Origin of the sequence: Bacillus sp. MMSF_3328 (genome assembly GCF_030733525.1) — a bacterium.
In the GTDB taxonomy this organism is placed as follows: Bacteria; Bacillota; Bacilli; order Bacillales; family Cytobacillaceae; genus Bacillus_AB; species Bacillus_AB infantis.
The window spans coordinates 264049-282460 of record NZ_JASHIV010000004.1 but is presented as its reverse complement, the minus strand read 5'-3'; the positions used below and the strand labels follow the sequence as shown (position 1 = coordinate 282460).

Annotated in this window: 18 protein-coding genes and 1 riboswitch; of the genes, 4 read left to right on the top strand and 14 right to left on the bottom strand. The window is 48.1% G+C overall.

Annotated features, from left to right (window positions below; genetic code table 11):
• Positions 1-16: 16 nt before the first annotated feature.
• From RBB45_RS10010 to RBB45_RS09970, 9 genes are all read right to left on the bottom strand, one after another.
• On the bottom strand, positions 17-970 hold the full coding sequence (locus tag RBB45_RS10010) for a DUF4097 domain-containing protein (protein WP_306009504.1): 954 nt from the start codon (positions 968-970) through the stop codon (positions 17-19).
• Positions 967-1530, bottom strand: a complete 564-nt coding sequence (locus tag RBB45_RS10005; protein WP_009792249.1) for a DUF1700 domain-containing protein — start codon at positions 1528-1530, stop codon at positions 967-969. The genes RBB45_RS10010 and RBB45_RS10005 overlap by 4 nt, the downstream gene beginning before the upstream one ends.
• The gene (locus RBB45_RS10000) at positions 1517-1846 is read right to left on the bottom strand and encodes a PadR family transcriptional regulator (protein WP_022543345.1); all 330 of its coding nucleotides are present in this window, start codon (positions 1844-1846) and stop codon (positions 1517-1519) included. Before RBB45_RS10000 ends, RBB45_RS10005 begins: the two co-directional genes overlap by 14 nt.
• Before the next feature lie 155 nt (positions 1847-2001).
• Positions 2002-2880 (bottom strand): amidase, encoded by an 879-nt coding sequence (locus tag RBB45_RS09995; protein ID WP_306009503.1) that lies wholly within the window; start codon positions 2878-2880, stop codon positions 2002-2004.
• A 45-nt stretch (positions 2881-2925) separates the two neighbouring features.
• A riboswitch (cyclic di-GMP riboswitch) is annotated at positions 2926-3012 on the bottom strand.
• An 87-nt stretch (positions 3013-3099) separates the two neighbouring features.
• Entirely contained in the window at positions 3100-3234 is a 135-nt protein-coding gene (locus RBB45_RS09990) for a hypothetical protein (RefSeq protein WP_009792252.1), read from the bottom strand.
• Between the two features lie 76 nt (positions 3235-3310).
• Entirely contained in the window at positions 3311-4783 is a 1473-nt protein-coding gene (locus RBB45_RS09985; protein ID WP_101552128.1) for an amidase, read from the bottom strand.
• A gap of 407 nt (positions 4784-5190) precedes the next feature.
• Positions 5191-6336, bottom strand: a complete 1146-nt coding sequence (locus tag RBB45_RS09980; RefSeq protein WP_094768136.1) for a DEAD/DEAH box helicase — start codon at positions 6334-6336, stop codon at positions 5191-5193.
• Positions 6337-6512: 176 nt separating this feature from the next.
• Complete coding sequence (locus RBB45_RS09975) at positions 6513-7991, bottom strand: amidase (RefSeq protein WP_022543344.1); 1479 nt, start codon at positions 7989-7991, stop codon at positions 6513-6515.
• Positions 7992-8101: 110 nt separating this feature from the next.
• Positions 8102-9235 carry a zinc-dependent alcohol dehydrogenase gene (locus RBB45_RS09970; protein WP_009792256.1) on the bottom strand — a complete coding sequence of 378 codons (1134 nt, stop codon included), beginning with the start codon at positions 9233-9235 and terminating at the stop codon, positions 8102-8104.
• 330 nt (positions 9236-9565) lie between these two features.
• Between RBB45_RS09970 and RBB45_RS09965 the strand changes: the two genes are divergently transcribed.
• The 4 genes from RBB45_RS09965 to RBB45_RS09950 all read left to right on the top strand — a co-directional run bounded on the left by RBB45_RS09965 (position 9566) and on the right by RBB45_RS09950 (position 13996).
• The gene (locus tag RBB45_RS09965) at positions 9566-10744 is read left to right on the top strand and encodes a hypothetical protein (RefSeq protein ID WP_306009502.1); all 1179 of its coding nucleotides are present in this window, start codon (positions 9566-9568) and stop codon (positions 10742-10744) included.
• A gap of 30 nt (positions 10745-10774) precedes the next feature.
• Positions 10775-12442, top strand: coding sequence for a hypothetical protein (locus RBB45_RS09960; protein WP_306009501.1), 1668 nt, complete (start codon positions 10775-10777; stop codon positions 12440-12442).
• Positions 12443-12716: 274 nt separating this feature from the next.
• Positions 12717-13034 (top strand): transposase, encoded by a 318-nt coding sequence (locus RBB45_RS09955; RefSeq protein WP_224952183.1) that lies wholly within the window; start codon positions 12717-12719, stop codon positions 13032-13034.
• Complete coding sequence (locus tag RBB45_RS09950) at positions 13025-13996, top strand: IS3 family transposase (RefSeq protein ID WP_224952218.1); 972 nt, start codon at positions 13025-13027, stop codon at positions 13994-13996. Before RBB45_RS09955 ends, RBB45_RS09950 begins: the two co-directional genes overlap by 10 nt.
• A gap of 571 nt (positions 13997-14567) precedes the next feature.
• On the opposite strand, the gene RBB45_RS09945 is transcribed toward RBB45_RS09950, so the two are convergent.
• The 5 genes from RBB45_RS09945 to RBB45_RS09925 are packed head-to-tail and all read right to left on the bottom strand — an operon-like array spanning position 14568 to position 18353.
• Positions 14568-15587, bottom strand: a complete 1020-nt coding sequence (locus tag RBB45_RS09945; protein ID WP_306009500.1) for a thiazole biosynthesis adenylyltransferase ThiF — start codon at positions 15585-15587, stop codon at positions 14568-14570.
• The gene (locus RBB45_RS09940) at positions 15584-16351 is read right to left on the bottom strand and encodes a thiazole synthase (protein WP_009792263.1); all 768 of its coding nucleotides are present in this window, start codon (positions 16349-16351) and stop codon (positions 15584-15586) included. Before RBB45_RS09940 ends, RBB45_RS09945 begins: the two co-directional genes overlap by 4 nt.
• Position 16352: 1 nt before the next feature.
• On the bottom strand, positions 16353-16556 hold the full coding sequence (gene thiS, locus RBB45_RS09935; protein WP_009792264.1) for a sulfur carrier protein ThiS: 204 nt from the start codon (positions 16554-16556) through the stop codon (positions 16353-16355).
• Positions 16553-17704, bottom strand: coding sequence for a glycine oxidase ThiO (gene thiO / locus RBB45_RS09930; protein ID WP_129613591.1), 1152 nt, complete (start codon positions 17702-17704; stop codon positions 16553-16555). The genes thiS and thiO overlap by 4 nt, the downstream gene beginning before the upstream one ends.
• A complete protein-coding gene (locus tag RBB45_RS09925) occupies positions 17688-18353 on the bottom strand; it encodes a thiamine phosphate synthase (RefSeq protein ID WP_101551826.1) in 666 nt (221 codons plus the stop codon). The genes thiO and RBB45_RS09925 overlap by 17 nt, the downstream gene beginning before the upstream one ends.
• Positions 18354-18412: the final 59 nt, after the last annotated feature.

Genomic DNA, 18412 nt, shown 5'->3' with positions numbered 1-18412 from the left:
CCTGGACACGCTATTGTTAGTTTAGATTAAAATCCCCGGACGCAGTATGAACCTTTACCACATGCTCGCCTGAACCAATTTTGCCGAGAATCCTGTCTTCTTCTTTTTCTTCAAAAAGAAATCCATCAAGCTGGACATTGCCCTCCCCGGAGGTTGCCTTAAAATCAACCATCATATCGCTTGGCTCCTCTTTGAATGAAATATTGACATCCCCGCTTGCCGTTTCGGCAGTAATGCTGGCTGCCAGCTGATCATTGCTGATGTTCAGGTCGCCCGAAGTAATTTTTGCAGCGATATCCCCGGAAAGTTCGCTGATTTTTATATCCCCTGAAGCTGTATATAAATCTGCTGACTCTGCGGCTGACCCATCGATTTGCATGTCCCCGCTTGCTGCCTTAAACTTCAATTCCTTCGCCTTTGAATCTTCTACCCTTACATCGCCGCTCGCCACCTGGATTTCCATTTGGCCTCCGGCTTCCATTCTCTTCAGCGCAACATCACCGCTCTTTGTCTCAAAAATGCTGTCCTTGCTTTGAATGTTTTCCGCTTTGATATCGCCGGATAATACCTGTACTGCCAGTTCCTCATATTCCTTTTTCGGAAGAAGCACCTCGATTTTCACATCACGGATGATAACCACTCCCATGCGGAACATATTCTTCACATCAAGGTCGACATTCAGGGTGCCGTCATCTTCGCTGACCTTCAGTTTATAATCATCTTTGAGCTTTTTGCTGACTTTCCCCGTTAGTGCCACCTTTATATCTTTCTCGCTGCCAGCTTCCCTGATGACCACATCTGTAGAAGCGCTATTTACTGAGATATGCTGGATGGAATCTGCTTTTATCGTCTCGCTTTGATTAATCTCAACCGTGTTAAAATTCAGACCTCCCGAAGCGCTGAGTGTAATGGCTGAACCGCCGACACCGATCAGGAATAAAACGACCAAACCCGCCACCAGTTTCTTCATGCCGCCTTCTCTCCTTTTCCTTTGACTAGCCTGACATTGAATTTGATATAGCCGAGAAGTACCCGGTAGAAAAATTTGCCGACATAAATCATTCCGATGCTAAGCAGCAGGCCCAGGCTGAACAGTGCCAGCGAAGCAAAGAAATTCAGGGTCATATCCTCAAAGCCCGTAAAAAACGAAGACCCCAGCAAGGCAAATGGCGACAATGTCAAAACGAGCGCCACCGCACATAGTGAAATATAGACGCCTGCGAGGCCGATCAGCGGCCCAAGTATAAAGACCAGATTGAAAAAGCTGAGGCTGACCGCCGCTGTCGCAGCTTGAAAAATATTGGAGACCGACTGCGTTTTCTCCGCTTTGACAATCCTGTAGTCTGCAAGCAGGTCGCGCGCAATGACATGCGGGTCACCGAGCTCCTCCATGATTTCCCTTTCCGTCCTGCCGTTTGCAAGCCCGATTTCAAAATGCTCCTCATAATCGTACAGCATTTCCCGCCGGTCATATTCCGGCACCTTACCAAGCAGCTTTTCCAGCCTTTCTAAAAACTCATTCCCTGCCACTGGACTTTCCCTCCTCAACAAATTGATTAACCGCCAATGAAAACTGCTGCCATTCCTCGATCAGCATATTCATATAATCCCTGCCCTTTTCTGTCAGTGAATAGTATTTTCTGGGAGGCCCTTCCGTTGATTCTGCCAGATAGGTTGTTAAATACTCTTCTTTTGTCAGTCTTCTGAGCAAAGGATAGAGCGTCCCTTCAGCCACCTCGATTTTATCCGAGATGTTTTGCGCGAGCTCGTAGCCATACTGATCTTTCTTAGAAATCAGCAGCAGCACGCACAGCTCAAGAACACCCTTCTTGAATTGAACATTCAATCCTTGCACCTCCACCGGTAGTGAACATTATTCAGTAGTCATGTAAATCCTTCCATTCATTCACAAACCCATCATACAATACACTATTGAACATTACAAGGTACTGAACGTAAAAAAATACCTATTTTTTAAAAATAGGCATTTTCCAAAGATGATTATGGCCTCAAATCCATCCAGCTTTGAAGATGATGGACAGCGAATCCCACATGGGAATCTGAGGAATAAGCGTCACGGACAAGTGAAAGCTGTTCTTCCATTCTTAGTGTGCCTTCCTCATAAAAAGTGATATACGCAGCTTCAGAAGAAGCCCCTGTTTCTGCGGCAATTTCTATCTTTTTCCCATATTGTGCCGCAAGCTCAACCTCGTTCCTGGACAGCTCAATCATCCCATTAGGGCCTGCTGCTGTATCTCTGTAGGCCATGATCGTCACACTGTCAGTATTCTTTATGACCCAGCCTGCGAGGGAATCTTTGCCGAATTTATTGCTGAACATCATTTCATCAAACCAGAAAGGCATATCTGCCCCCAACGGAAGACTGAGCTCTGCGGACAAGGAAGCAGCCTGAAGCATCCGGGTCTGATAATTCACCACAGTGCTTTTATAATTGCTTTCCCAGCCTGGCAGAAGATAGGGCTCGATATCCAGATGGATGCCTGAAAACTGCTGGGCAGGGCTTGCCTGCTCCTGATAAGCAGCTACCCAGAAGAAGAAGCTGCGCATGGCTGCTTCACCTTTTGCCGTGGCCCATTTAGGTGCTCCATCCAATGCATGGACACTGATTCCGCCGGCATTTGCTTTTTCTATAAAAGATTGGTAGACAGCGGCCGGCAGGCTCTGGTCAATCTGCAGATACAGCTGATCTGCCTGCCTGTCCGCCAGGAATTGAATGATTTCATCAGACCTGTCCTTTATGGCTGCTGTATCCCACAGCCAGGTTGAGCGCTTCATATCAGCAGCCTCTCCTTTCACGGGGCAGGCTGCAAACACGAGCAGTACAGCCAAAAGAGCTGTCTTAAAAAATTTGATAGTCATTGTATACTCTCCTTTGTATGATGCCATGACATCCATAAAAAGGAGCCCGGCAGCCTGGCAGCCAGCCGCATATCCGCGGGAAGGCCCATAGCTTTGCGTCCCTGCCTTTCGACAGGTTTGCCTTTATCAGTAAGTTGTTAATTTGATTATAATCACTTTTCAGGAAAAATAAAGATATTTTTTACGCAAAAAGGCCCCCTGATGACGGGGGCCTTCTTCTTAGTCTTTAGGCTGATTTTCTTTCTTGCTTTTCGTGCCGGTGTTGAATTCCACCAGCTCTTCGCTTGTCCAGCCTTCTCTTTTTTTATTATTGTTGCGCTGTGCATTTGCATTTCCAAGCTTTGTCCTGCCCATGCTGCCTCGCTCCTTTACTAGCGTTTTCTCTGGTAGTATGGGCCTTTTCACTATGTGTTATTCTGCTTTGGCGGCCTTACAGGAGAGGGGATTTCCTCACTTTTGTCCCCTGCTCGAAAGCATAGGCCATGCTGATCAGACCGGCTTCTGAAAAAGCAGTGCCGGTAAACGTAATGCCCACAGGCTCATTCTCTAAAGAATAGCCTGCCGGTACTGTGATGGAAGGATAGCCTGCCTTTGCCGGAATGCCCGCTCCAAAATTGTTCGGCGTCACGATTGCATCAAGATGATGCTCTTTCAGAACATGATCAATTCCCTGCTCAGTCGAAAAGTAGACATCCTCCTCAAGCGAGCTGATATAAGCCTCTTCAGTCAGAGTCCCGCTTGTTCTTTCGGCTTCCTCCAGGATGGTCTGCCCGTACTTAAGGGCTGCATCACTGTTTTCGAGGTTAAAGGCAATCACATCGGCAAGAGATTTCACTTTTATATGAGGAGCAACGCCGCGCAGGTAGGCGTTAAGATCTGCTTTGAATTCGTATGTAAGTACATCATACTTCCAATTATTTTTTGTAGAAGGGATTTCTACAGGGTCAACCACCTCGGCACCAAGAGCTTTCAGCTGTTCAACCGCATGGTTCATCACTTCAAGCTTGTCCCCGCTCAAATAATCAAAATACACTTCACGTGCAATGCCGATCCTTTTGCCCTTCAGCCCGTTTTCATCAAGAAAACCAGCAAACTCGGTATAGTCTGACTCTGGATTGTTCAGCACAGCAGGATCCCTGTCATCATTGCCGGCAAGCACATCGAGAAGGTAAACGGCATCCCTGACGGTTCTTGCCATCGGGCCTGCCGTATCCTGGGAATGCGCAATCGGGATGATCCCCCTTCTGCTGATCAGGCCGACCGTCGGCTTAATGCCTACAAGCGAGTTTTGGCTTGCCGGGCTGAGAATCGAGCCTGACGTCTCCGTTCCGACAGCCACTGCCGCAAAGTTCGAAGCGATGGCTGCACCTGAACCCGAACTGGAGCCGCCGACATCAAAATTACCCGGCCCATAAGGATTCAGCACCTGCCCGCCCCTTGAGCTGTAGCCGCTCGGCATGCCCTCTGTCATAAAATTGGCCCATTCCGTCATATTCGTTTTTCCGAGAATAACGGCTCCGGCCTTTCTTAAAGCTTCAGCCACATAGGAATCCTCTTTTGCAACCGACTCCTTCAGTGCAAGAGATCCGGCACTGGTGTGCATTTTATCAGCAGTATCAATATTATCCTTGATCAGTACAGGAATGCCATGCAGCGGCCCGCGGCTGCCCTTCAGCTTACGTTCGGCATCCAGTGCCGCCGCAATCTGGGCAGCATCCGGATTGACCTCAAGTACAGAGTTGATGGCCGGGCCGTTCTTATCCTTCTGCGCAATCCTGTGCAGGTACATCAGCACAAGCTCTTTCGAAGAAACCTCGCCCTTCTCCAATTTCTCCTGCATCTCATCTATAGTGGCCTCCAGGAGCCATTCTTCCTGGAGCTTTTTCAGCCTTGGATTTTTCATATAGGAATCGATTCCTTTCACATTGAGTTTACTTTCATATTTTAGCATATTTTCTGAATCCTTTACTATAATGAAGGTTGGTTAGAGAGGACATCGAATATTCGCTGGTGGATTTGTGGTGTTTTTCTAGGAAATGATTCTTTTCTTTAAGGCTGGGTTTAATTCTGCTGTTCCATCTTGTTGAATCAGACCAATTTAGAGTGGATCCTGATTCATTTAGAGTGGATCCCCGGTCAATTTAAGTTAATCACCCTACTTTTCCGTTTATTCATCCTACTTTTCCGTTTATTCACCCTACTTTTTCAATTATTCCACCCAAAACAGCCGATATTTTTTCCACCTTACATTTTTTCAAAAAACCCCAACAAAAAAAGCTGACAACCCAAACCCGGATTGTCAGCTCCCTATTATCTTCTTCTATCAGCGTCCACGATATCACCGGAATAAAACACTTTCTTCTCCGGCGTGATGCCAAGCTCCTGGCAAAACTTCTTCAGTTCGCGTTCTTCCCTTTCGGTGACGAGCGAGATGACCGTCCCGCTTGCGCCGAAACGGCCCGTGCGCCCTGAGCGGTGGACATATTGCTTGATGTCTTTCGGAAAATCATAGTGCACAACATGAGTGACACCCTGGATGTCAAGGCCCCTTGCTGCCACATCTGTTGCGAACAGCAGGCTGCTTTTTCCTTCGCGGAAATTTTTCAAATGCTTCTGCCTGTCCATTTTGTCCAGGTCGCTATGCAGGATTCCGGCCTTCACGCCTTTAAAATCAAGCTTTTCGGAAAGGACAGCCAGATTGCCGATATCCTTTACAAAGGCAAGCCCCTTGATATCCTTCACACGGGAGATCTTTTCAAGGAGTTTAATTTTATCCCGCTGCTCACAGGCAAAATAAATATGGTCCACATCTGAAGGGATTGCCTCTTCCTTCCCTACGCGGATGAGCTCGGCATCAGCGGAGAGCTCCTGTGCAACCTTCGCGGTGCTTTCAGGAAGTGTTGCTGAAAAGAAAGCAAGCTGCCTGTCAGCAAGGGTTGACTTTAAAATGGTCTTTACTGTCTCAAGATGCTCAGGAACAAGGAGCTGATCTCCCTCATCGAGCACAACCGTTTTGACTTCATGCATCTTCAGTTTTTTCTGTTTGATCAGCTCGAGCATCCGCCCAGGCGTGCCCAAAGCGATCTGCGGGTGCTTCTTCAGCTTTTCTAGCTGTCTTTTCGTATTGGCGCCGCCGATGAAGGTGGCTCCTTTTATGCCGCTTCCTTCTGCCCACTTTTGGACCTCCGAGAAGATTTGCATAACAAGCTCCTGTGAAGGGGCCACAATAACGGCTTGAACCGCTTTTTTGCCGGGATCGATTTTATCAAGAAGCGGCAGCAGGTAAGCAAGCGTCTTGCCTGTCCCTGTCGGCGATTCGGCGATCACGTCCCTGCCCTCCTGGATAAGGGGGATGCTCTTCGATTGAACGGCGGTTGGCTCATTAAAGCCGGATTTTTCCCAGACTTCCTGGATAAAAGGCTTCAGGCCGGTAACTACAGATTGATTTTCAGTCATAACTATCTCCTTCTTTTGCAAAAAAATCTCATCTATTCCAGAGCTGCTTTTTTAGAGCATGCCCAGTTTTACAAAAAGTTGTGTACCGTTCTGATACTAGCTTATGATGTTCCAGATGTCCAGCCTTCATGCCAGCTGAGCTGGGTCCCACAGTAAAAAATCCCCCTAACTGCCTCTCAATATTTCCTTAGCCAATGAGGCGTCTGTTCCAGTTCAAATGCAAGCCGGAACAAAAGATCCTCCCGCCCTTTGGCTGCCATAAACTGAACACCGCATGGCAAGCCCTCTGCTGTACTGTGCAGGGGCACGCTCATCGCCGGCTGCCCTGTCAGGTTGGCGAGCTGGGTGAACGGCGTCCGCTTCAGGCTGTTTTCAGCGAGCTGGCCGGCAAGCCCGGCCTTTTGGGCAAGCTTTCCCAGCTTCAGCATGCTGATCAGCCGGACAGCTGTTTTTTCTGCATTTTTAAGGCTGAGCTCGCCGATCCTTGCAGGCGGAAAAGCAGTGGCAGGAGTCAAATAAAAGTCATAGGTCTCATGGAAAGAATCCATCACATAGGCGGCTTTGTCCCATTCCCTCATGCTCAGGACAAAATCCCCGGCAGAGATTGTTTTTCCAAGCATCCCGAGGAGCCATGTAGATGCTTCCACATCCGTCCTGGACACCTTCCGCCCGAGTGTTGCCTCCATTCCAGCCAGCGCCGCAGCCACCTCTCCAAAGTACATGGTGATATAGCTTTGGGCAAGCTTCTTCCCGTCTATATCCGGTTCAGCTTCTTCGGTCCGGTACCCCAGATCTTCGAGGATAGCAGCCGTGCGGAGCACAGCTTCCCTGCAGTCGGGATGGACATCGGTGCCAAGCGGGGAAGCTGTGGTATAAGCAATTTTCATGGTTTTTGGGAGCGGCTTTTCCAGACAGCCCAGATACGATTCTGATGGGGGAATAGCGTAGAAGGCGCCGCCTTTTTCCGGTCCATGCAGCTCATCTAGCATGGCAGCGCTGTCCCTGACCGAACGGGTGAGCACATGGTCGGATGAAGCCCCCTGCCAATGCCGGCCAATCCCAGGGCCGGCCGGTGTCCTTCCCCTGCCCGGCTTCAGGCCGAACAGGCCGCAATAAGCGGCAGGGATGCGGATCGAGCCGCCGCCGTCATTGGCGCCTGCAATCGGCACCATCCCGCTCGCCACTGCTGCAGCGGAACCGCCGCTTGAGCCGCCCGGAGTGTAATCAGGATTCCATGGATTCCTGGCCGGTCCGTGAAATTCAGGCTCTGTAATCCCCATTAAGGCAAGCTCGGGAACATTCGTCTGCCCTATAAAAATGGCACCCGTCCGCCGGAGCCTGGCCACAAATTCAGAATCGCTCTTTGCACGGTAATTCTGCAGCGCCTTAGAGCCTGAAGTGATTCTTTCTCCCGCGATTTCCTGCGTGATATCTTTCAGCAGCATCGGCACTCCTGCAAAACTTCCCTCCAGATCAGCAGATAAAGCAGCCTTTTTTGCCTGGTCATACATTTTATTGATTACCGCATTAAGCCCAGGATTCAACGCTTCAATATTCTCAATGGCGGCTTCTGCCAGCTCAATCGGCGCAGCTTCTTTCTTTTTGACCAGCTCCGCCAGCGCAAGGGCATCATTTTCCAAAAACAGTTTGTTCATTTTTCCACCTGCTTTAAAAGAAATAGTACCCATACATTTCTCTGACATCAGGTGGATATCCTGCAAAATGCCAAAAGGAAAGGCAGGCCCGGAAAGGACCTGCCTGCTGTTTATGGCTTCAATACAACCTTTGTGCAATCGTCTTCATGTTCATTGAACAGATGGTAGCCGCGTGCCGCATCTGCGAGGGGCAGTTTGTGGCTGACAATGTGGGTCGGATCAATCTTTTTCTCTTCAATCATATTATAGATTTCCGGCATCAGATGGATAACTGGTGCCTGTCCTGTTTTAATCGTTACGTTCCTGGAGAAGAAAGCTTCAAGCGGGAACATATTGTAGGTTGCACCGTAAACGCCGGTCAGCTGGACTGTTCCGAATTTCTTGACAGCCTTCGTTGCCATCTGGATAGGCCCGAGTGTTCCTCCCTGAAGCTTCAGCTTTTGCTCGATTTTTTCAATCGCTGATTTCTTCCCGTCCATGCCGACGCAGTCGATGACAACCTCGGCACCGCCGCTTGTGATTTCCTTCAGATAATCACCCATATCATCATGTTCACTGAAGTTGAAGGTTTCAACCTTATTGACGAGCTTGGCATGCTGCAGGCGGTAGTCAAGATGGTCGACTGCAATCACTCGGGAAGCGCCTTTCATCCAGGCGAATTTCTGGGCCATCAAGCCGATCGGTCCGCAGCCCAGGACGACGACCGTGTCACCCTTTTTGACGCCGGAATGAAGAACGCTCCAATAAGCAGTCGGGAGAACATCGGAAAGGAACAGCAGCTCCTCGTCTTCCATTTCATTGGATTCGGGTACAACAAACGGTACAAAATTTCCATAAGGGACGCGCAGATACTCTGCCTGGCCGCCAGGGTAGTTTCCGTATCTTTCTGTATAGCCAAAGTAAGCGCCTGTATCCTGGTGAGGATTGGAATTATCGCATTGGCTTTCCATGTCATGCTGGCAGAAGAAGCACTGCCCGCAGGAAACGTTAAAAGGAATGACAACCCTGTCCCCTTTTTTCACCTTCGTAACCTCAGGGCCAACCTCTTCAACAATGCCCATCGGTTCATGTCCGATAATATAGCCTTCCCTCAGGGGCATATTTCCCTGGTAGATATGCAGATCTGACCCGCAAATCGCTGTGGAAGTTATTTTGACAATAACATCATCATTTTTCTCAATCCTTGGATCTTCAACTTCCTTGACTTGAATATCTTTGGAACCTTGGTAAGTTACGGCTTTCATCTCTCACACTCCTATCCAGAATCTATTTGGATATACCCTATTACCTGAGGAAGGGAACATGTTTTTTCAGAAAAGTATTCCAAAATTTTTTTGGCAGGAATATTTTATTTTACTTATCGCTTTCCAAATATGCCCATCATCCCAGTCCCTTACTCCTAAAAGGATTTTCTAAAAAACTTCAAATTTTTTTTATGAAAAAGTGATCCAAAACGAATTCTTTTTCGTTAGTTCAGCAGAACACCGAAAAGTTTATAAGCATTTCCGCCGGGTACAAAAGGATGGAATAAGTTCCAATTCAGGCGGAATTTTGAAAGGAGGTGAGCGATTCGAGTGTCAGCCAGATTCGTACAAGCCTTTGTTCTTGCGGCTTTCTGCTTCATCCCTTCGACTGCACTGGCGGACGGGCTGCTGGGCTCTGCGACAGAAAAAGTCACAAGCACCGTTAAAGAAACGGTCCCCCTGCAGCGAAGCGAGAAAAGCCAGGATCAAAGCGGACAACAGAATAATGACAAAGCCAAACCAAAAGATGCCTCTCTTCTTGGCACAGTGACCGGTGCAGTAGAAGAAACAGTCAAGACGGTGACAAAGCCAATCATCACTGTGGAAAAGGACGAAAATGCGGAAGAAAAATCCCTGGTGAATATTAACCTTTCCGAGGACCCTTCCATAAAAGTGGACGCAAAGATTGCCGAAGCCAGCGTTTCCGATTCCATTTCCGTCAAAACTCCGGTTGTCGATGCCGAAGTGGGCGATTCCATCAAGGTGAACACTCCGGTCGCAGATGTAGATGTGTCTGATTCTATTTCTGTTAAAACTCCGGTTGTCGATGCCGAAGTGGGCGACTCCATCAAAGTGAATACTCCGGCCGCAGATGTAGATGTGTCTGATTCTATTTCTGTTAAAACTCCGGCGGCTGATATTGGAGCGGGGGATTCCACCAAGGTGAATACGCCGTCTGCCGATAATGGCAGGACCGATTCTATCAGCATTACAACACCTGCTGATACAAACATCCCGGATGGTATGGCGGCAGCAGACACACCGGCCAATCAAACAGAGCCAGATTCGGTTAATGATAAAACACCTGTCAAGTCTGATGGAGTTGCAACTGATGGATTGTCTCAGCCAGAACCTTTGGCAGCAGACGCTTCTGAACAGTTCTTCGGTTCTTCAGCAGAGTCTGGAACAGCGCCTTCTGCTGAAAGCGGAAACAAGTTCCAAAACAAGGCCACTGATAAGGCACCAGCTGAAAAGCCGGTACAAGCCGCAATTGCCTACGTACCTGCCAACAGCGGAACAAATGGCACCAGCACTACAGCAAGCGGAGGACAATCCGCATCAAGCGGGGCAGCACTCCCTTCCATATACTTTGCCGGTGTTCCTATGATTGATGCAATGTCTGAAAAAGCGGCCAGATATAGTGCAGTTGCTTTTTTCCATGATCAATGGTTAAATGCTCCTCCTTCACAGCCGCCGCAAACAACCTTCTTCTTACACGTTTTTATATAAAAAACTAAAAAGAAGAAGGAGAGAATTCAATTGAAAAACAAACACTTATTGAAAACATTAGCGATCACAGGTTTTGCTGCAGCAGGTCTTTTTGCAGGAGGCTCCTACACTCTGGCATCTGAAGACACTAACCAAAATTCACTTGGACTTTCAACCAATCTACTGACAAGCTTGAATTCAAGCGAGGAGAATGACAGCTCCTCACTCACTTCAAACTTAAAGGCCAACCTGAATCTTAAGTCTGTATCAGAAAGTTCATCTGAAAACGGTGAAACAGCTGCCAAAACAGCTAATGGACAAGAAAGTGTGAATTCCGATGGACATGAACAATCCGAAGACTCAAGCAGCCTGGATACCAATCTCGGCCTGGGTCTGGGACTCGAAAGCTCTGAAGAAGGTTCATCTTTAGATGCAAACACAAACGCAGATGTACAATCGTCCTCAAGTGAAGACAACGGAGAAGAGCAATCTTCTGCCAATCTTGGAACCAATCTTGATCTCGGTGCTTCCACTTCTGATGATGAGTCTTCTCTTATGGCAGGTGCTGATGTCGATGCTTCTGCTATGAACAAAGACAAGGACGAAGAGTCTTCTGCGGATCTGAACACTGGATTAGATCTTGGTGCGATGACTTCTGACGATGAGTCTTCTCTTATGGCAGGTGCTGATGTTGATGCTTCTGCTATGAACAAAGACGAGGATGAAGAGTCTTCTGCTGATTTGAACACTGGATTGGATCTTGGTGCGATGACTTCTGAAGATGAAGAATCTTCTCTTTGGGCGGATACTGATGTTGATGCTTCTGCTATGAACAAAGACGAGGACGAAGAGTCTTCTGCTGATCTGAACACTGGATTGGATCTTGGTGCGATGACTTCTGAAGATGAAGAATCTTCTGCCAATCTTGATGCAATGAACAAGCTCGGTTTTGTTTCTGAAGACGAAGATGAAATGACTTCTTTTTGGAATAACACTGGTTTGAACGCTTTTGCGATGAACAAGGATGATGAAGAATCTTCTGCCAATCTTGATGCAATGAACAATCTAGGTTTTGTTTCTGAAGACGAAGACGAAATGACTTCTTTTTGGAATAACACTGGTTTGAACGCTTTTGCGATGAACAAGGATGACGAAGAATCTACTGCTAATCTTGATGCAATGAACAAGCTTGGTTTTGTTTCTGAAGACGAAGATGAAATGACTTCTTTTTGGAATAACACTGGTTTGAACGCTTTTGCGATGAACAAGGATGATGAAGAATCTTCTGCCAGCTTAAATTTTTTAAATGATTTAGGTTTCGTTTCTGAAGATGACGAAGATAAATCTTCATTTTGGAACAAAACAGGCTTGAATGCTTCTACAATGAACAATGACGAAAATGATGAGTCTTCTGCCCGTTTTGATCTGATGAACGATCTTGGTTTATTTTCACAAGACGATGAAGATTATTCAGGTCTTTGGAGCAAGCTTGGACTTTCAGCTTCTGCCATGAATAATGATGACGAAGATTACTCTGCTTCCCGCCTGGATGCAATGACTGATTTGGGACTTGCCTCTTTAAGCGATGAAGAAGAAGCTATTTTATGGGCAAAGCTTGGCCTTCACCTTGCAGGCATGTCCAGCGAATATGAAGAGGAAGATTTCTCCTCATTAGGTTTAGATCTTGACCTTGGTCTTGAACTCGAAAACCTGATGTAAGCTTACAAACTTCCAGCGCTGTACCTGCTGAAACTCGCGACTTCAGGAGAGACTGGCGCAGGAATCTGGTTAACTTGCGAAAAGAAAGGAGCTCTGCGACGGCAGGGCTCCTTTTTATTGGCTGTTGGAGGGGCGAGTTGCTAATAAAATGGGGAAGTTGCTAGTATATGGGGAAAGTCTTTTTGGCCCCCTAATTAATTTGGACACGGTTGAGCCTTAGGTTACACTTTACTCAATGTGTCCATCCTTAATTTAAGGAGGCGAAATAACAGCCATGGCGAAGAAAAAAATACAAGTAATTGAGGACGTAAAGAAACAGTATGTGAGAATGGCCATTGAAACAGGGAAGCAGACTTCCGTTGCTTATCAAGCTGGGATTTCCAGAGGTACTTTAAAGACATGGATGAATGAATATGAAATGGAAATTCGTGAGGAGATGGAGTCAGAAGACGTTACCACAGCTATCTTGCCAGAGACACCTTCTCTAAATGAAATGCGAAATAAATATGAGCAAGCGATGCGTCTTGTTGGAGAGAAAGAGTTAGAAATAGCCATGTTGAGAAGCTTGTTAAAAAAAAGTCCATCTCAGTAAGAGAAAGGCTAGAAGAAGCATGTCTCTGGGCAGAGGAAGGCTTCGGAATCAAGAGATCACTTGAAATACTCGGTATCACAAGGTCTTTATATTACTATTATCTAATCGAAAGGAATTCGAAGAAAGTGGAAGGAAGTAAACGAGGCAGACCCACTCCAGGATATTCACTTACTAAATCTGGACTGGCAGTCCCTGACGAGCAAATTGAGGAATTTTTATCTGAAGCAATTGAGGGAGAAGTAGGGGCATACGGATATAGAAAATTGACCAAGTACTTAAATGAAGAGCATCAGCTAGTCATCAATCATAAAAAGGTATACCGGATATGCGTGAAATTGGATATTTTAGCAGATAGACGAAATCTCCCTTCTCCATTTCCCAAAAGGTTATCCAAGAAACATGAAATCACAGGTCCCAATCAACTTTGGCAAGTAGATATTAAGTATGGCTCCCTAAAAGGAAGTGGGCGCTTCTTTTTTCTGGCAAGCGCCATTGATGTATTTGACCGTCAGATTGTCGGGTACTATCGAGGTCCGCACTGTAAAGCAGACCAGATCACAGCGATGCTTGAACAAGCCGTATTAGACCGCGAGGTGCCTATCCCTGAGGAAGGGGAAGAAGATGCTTTCAGCATCATCATTCGGAGTGATAATGGCCCCCAATTTACGGGCATTAAATTTGGGCAGTTCTGTGCTGACAATAAAGTGTATCACGAGAGAATTCCACCGAAGTCTCCAAATCTCAATGCGTATATTGAATCTTTTCATAGCATCATTGAACGGGAATGTTATTCCCGATATGATATGGAATTTTTTGAGGAAGCCTATTACTACATTGATCAATTTATGGATTTTTATAATGCCAGAAGGTATCACGGTAGCTTAAAGCAGCGTTCCCCTGTTCAATTCTTGGAAAGTTTCAAGAGCACAGGCCTAGAACCTGGTATGGTAGTCAATTTATAGGGAAGGAAATGGGTCCCCTATTAGAGGAAAGAAGGGAATCCCATCTGTGCACGGCTTGATATGGAGAGCCACGCATAATAACCTTATTCGGTGAATCCAGTGGTATGAACAGCTGGTTTCCTGGTGCGAGAATTATGCGTGGAGAGGCTCCATGTCAAGCCAACCTAGGCATGTAAAATGACTACAGGAGCCAAGTGGGGGCCATTTCCTTATAGAAAAAATGAAAAACTAAGGTAGCGTTAGGAAAACGGAGATTGTGTGTGAAAATTAGGGGGCCAAGCCGAAGTTGCTAGTAAAATTGAAAACTTGCTAATAAAACAGAGAAGTTGCTAATAAAATCCAAAAGTTGCTAATATCCGGTTGACCGCATAAACCCGCAACCTGGGGAAGTCGCAAATATATCCAGAAACTCGCCAATATAATTGAAAAGTCGCAAATAAAGAGCGAAACTCGCAAATATATCCAAATTCCCGCAAATAAAATCCAGAACTCGCAAATATCCTCCCCTGAATTACCCCAGCTAACCCCATCCTCATAGAAAAAGCAGCCAAATCTGCGATTCAGCCCCCATCTACCCCAAATACCGATGATAAACCCGCTTCGCCTCCTGGATATCCTTCGTTCCGTGAACCAGCGCCCGTCCGTCTTTAAAAAGAACAAGCCGCTGACCGTCTTTTTCAAAAGAAAGCAGGAATGGATTTCTTTCTACTATCCCGCCTGCAAGCCGAAGCTGCTCTGCTGCAGCATCCAGGCTAAGCACGACTCCAGCTCCCGGCCGGATTTGAACGGTATTCCTCCCGCACAAAACCGCTGTCTTCATCCTGTTTTCGTAAGCAAGATAAGGATACACAGCATTCACCCCGCAGGAAGAGCAGTCTTCTTTTTTCAAAGCGCTAGTAGACACCGCTGAGAACTGGTTTTCCCACAAATCAAAGGTAACTAGCTTCCGCCTCACCGACTTAAAATCTCCAACCAATATTTTCAGCGCTTCGGCCGTCTGATAGGCGACGGTCATCCCGACTGCGGGAGCAATGATCCCCGCTGTATCACAGGTCGCCCCGCCGATCGGCACCTGTTCAAGCAGGCAGCTGAGGCAGGGTGTTTCTCCGGGCAGGAAGGCTGTGCTGATGCCATAGCTTCCTACACAGGCTCCGTAGATCCATGGGACTGAGTGCTTGGCCGCAATGTCATTGATGACCATCCTCGTGTCAAAATTATCGGTGCTGTCCATGATCAGATCGATGCTGCCAGCGAGAGCCTCAAGCTCTTCAGGCCCGGCATCACCTACGATACTCTCAATCTGAACCGATGAATTGACCGACTGAAGACGGCGGCCTGCAGCTATTGCCTTCGGGACCCTCCCCGCCGCATCCTCCTCTGTATAAAGCTGCTGCCTCTGCAGATTGCTCCACTCTACATAATCGCGGTCAATGATGGTAATTTTACCAACTCCAGCCCTCACAAGCACTTCGGCATTGCCGCTCCCGAGTGCCCCGGCACCGATGATCAGAACATGCTTCCGGCTTAAGTTCTCTTGCCCCTCGGCGCCGATCGGGGCAAAGAGCTCCTGCCTGGAGTATCTGCCGTTCAAACAGTGCTCAATCCTTCCATCGGACTGCTTGCAGAAGCATACTTTTTCTTTGGCATGCGTCCGGCTTCATAGCCAAGCCTCCCCGCCTCCACGGCAAGCTTCATTGCTTCGGCCATCTTGACCGGATCCTTGGCGGCCGAAACAGCCGTGTTCAGCAGGACCCCGTCCGCTCCGAGCTCCATCGCCAGGGCCGCGTCTGCAGGGGAGCCGATCCCGGCATCGACTATGACAGGGACTTCAGCTTGTTCAATGATAAAGCTGAGATTGAGGGGATTGATGATTCCCTGGCCTGAGCCGATTGGCGATGCTCCCGGCATGATGGCATGCACGCCCATTTCCTGCAGCCTTTTCGCCAGCATCACATCATCCGAAATATACGGAAGGACAATGAAGCCTTCCTTTAAGAGCTCCTCGGACGCCTTCAAGGTTTCAATCGGATCCGGCAGCAGTGTTTTCATATCGCCGATCACCTCGACTTTGATCATGTCGCAAAGGCCTGAAGCCCTGGCCAGTTTTGCCGTACGGACTGCTTCCTCTGCTGTCTTTGCACCCGCCGTATTGGGGAGCAGCCTGTAGTTTTCCACATCCAGCTCCTCCAGCAGATTCGGCTGTTCCGGGTCAAAAATATCCATGCGGCGTACTGAAAAAGTCAGCACCTCTGTATGTGATGCTTTGACCGCCATTTTCTGCGTTTCATAATCCGGATACTTCCCTGTTCCGAGCAATAGCCTTGAGTTAAATTCATATGTTCCGATTTTCAGCATTTCATCCGCCTCCTACAAAATGTACGATTTCTATGCGATCACCTTCTGCAAGCTCTGTTTCAGCATGCTGGCTTTTTTCCAAAATAGCGGCGTTCAATTCTACAATCGCCGCCTTTTGATTCAGTTTCAAATGTTCCAGTAAATCCCCTACCGACTTGACGGTGCCAGGCACCAGGATATCACTGCTATTCACATGAAGCTTCAACGAATCCACCCCTCCTGCACTTTTTTCAAACCTCTCTCAATCTCAAATTCTCTGTAAAGCTCCTTATCCTCTGCGGCTGCGGTTCCTTCAATAGAATCAGAAACCATTTTTCCCGTGATTGGGCTGAGCAGGATGCCGTTCCGGTAATGGCCGGCTGCAATGAACAGGCCCTTATAGGCCGGGTGCCAGCCGATATAGGGAAGGCCGTCACCTGTCTGCGGCCGGATTCCTGCCCATGCCTTTTCCCACCGTGCCGATGCGAGCTGGGGCAGCAGCTTATAGGCCCGTTCGGCCAGCATCCTGACTCCGCCAAACGAAACGGAAGGATTGAACTCATTTTCATAGCTTGTTGCACCTATGATCAGGCGGCCATCCTTCTTGGGCACAAGATACCCGCCAGAATCGGAAAAGATCGTCGACCGTATCAAAGGCCCTTCAGGAATGACCGAGAGGCACTCCCCTTTCACAGGAAAAATAGGAAGCTCAAGATCTGCCTTTTTCAGCAGCTTCCCCGTCCAGGCACCTGCGGCAGCAATCACGGTTTCTCCATAAAAACTTCCTTTGCTGGTCATCACACCCTCGACGGATTCTTTATCAAATATGAAGTCTTCGATCTCCGTCCCTTCCAGCACAACTGCACCTCGGGCCATTGCCCCCACCGCAAATGCCCGCGCCAGGTTCGGTGCGATCAGCTGGCCGTCATTCGGAATCAGCATACCCCCTGCGAGCCCCCGGGAGAGATGGGGCTCCCTTTCGCAGATTTCTCCCTGGTCCATCCACCTTACCTGTCCGTCCCACTCTTCATGGAATCTGACCTGCTTTTGAAGGACCTCTGCCTCTGTATCATCCCAAGCAATTTTTATCATTCCTTCATTAACAAGGCCGATGCTGATTCCTGTCAGATCCTCAAGCTCCTGGATGATGTCAGGGAACATGGCCCTGCTTTTCAGGGCCAGCTTCAGCATTGATAGATTCTCATCTATTTCTGCCTGGGCACCGAGCATTCCGGCTGCGGCAGAAGAAGCTTCAGAACACAGCTCCCTTTTTTCCAGAATGAGCACCTGCTTGCCAAGCTTCGCCTGCTGATAGGCGATAGAGCACCCTATAATGCCGCCCCCGGCAATGATCACATCATAAACTTTCTTCATATCTGCCTCCTCCCCGGTTCAGTGCAACCCTATATGCGCCGGCTGCCTCCTCCGGACTGACGGCTTTAAAAATTCCCGAGAGTACAGCAGCACCTGAAGCTCCGGCCCTTATCACCTGTTCCATATTGTCAGGAGAAATTCCCCCGAGCGCTATCACCGGAATAGAAAGCCTTCCTGTCATTTCCTCAAGGCTGGAGAGGCCCCTTGGCTCCATACCTGGCTTGGAACTGGTCGGAAAACAGTGGCCATACATGACATAATCTGCGCCATCCTCTTCTGCCTGAACAGCTTCTTCAATTGAGTGGACGGATTTTCCGATGAGCAGGCCAGGGAATGTTATCCGCACTTCCCGTACCGGAAGACTGTGATAGCCGAGCTGGACTCCCTTCACTCCCAATGCGGCCGCTGCATCCACTCTGTTATTAATGATGATCTGCTCCCCCGGGACTCCCTTTTCCAGCAGAATTCTCCCCATCTCGTAGATGTCAGCCGCTGTCAGGTGATGCTCCCTGATATGAATATAGTCCACATTCCGCGAGATGCTTGAAGCTATCCTGATAAATTCCTCCGCCGGCTGTCCTGCAGAAATGGCGTGGAGCTGCAGTTTATCCCTGCTGGGCCAACCTTGTAAACGACGCAAAAAAACCACTCCCCATTGCGCAGGAAAGTGGCTGATTAATGATCTATGGCTAAAAAAATATGTACTTT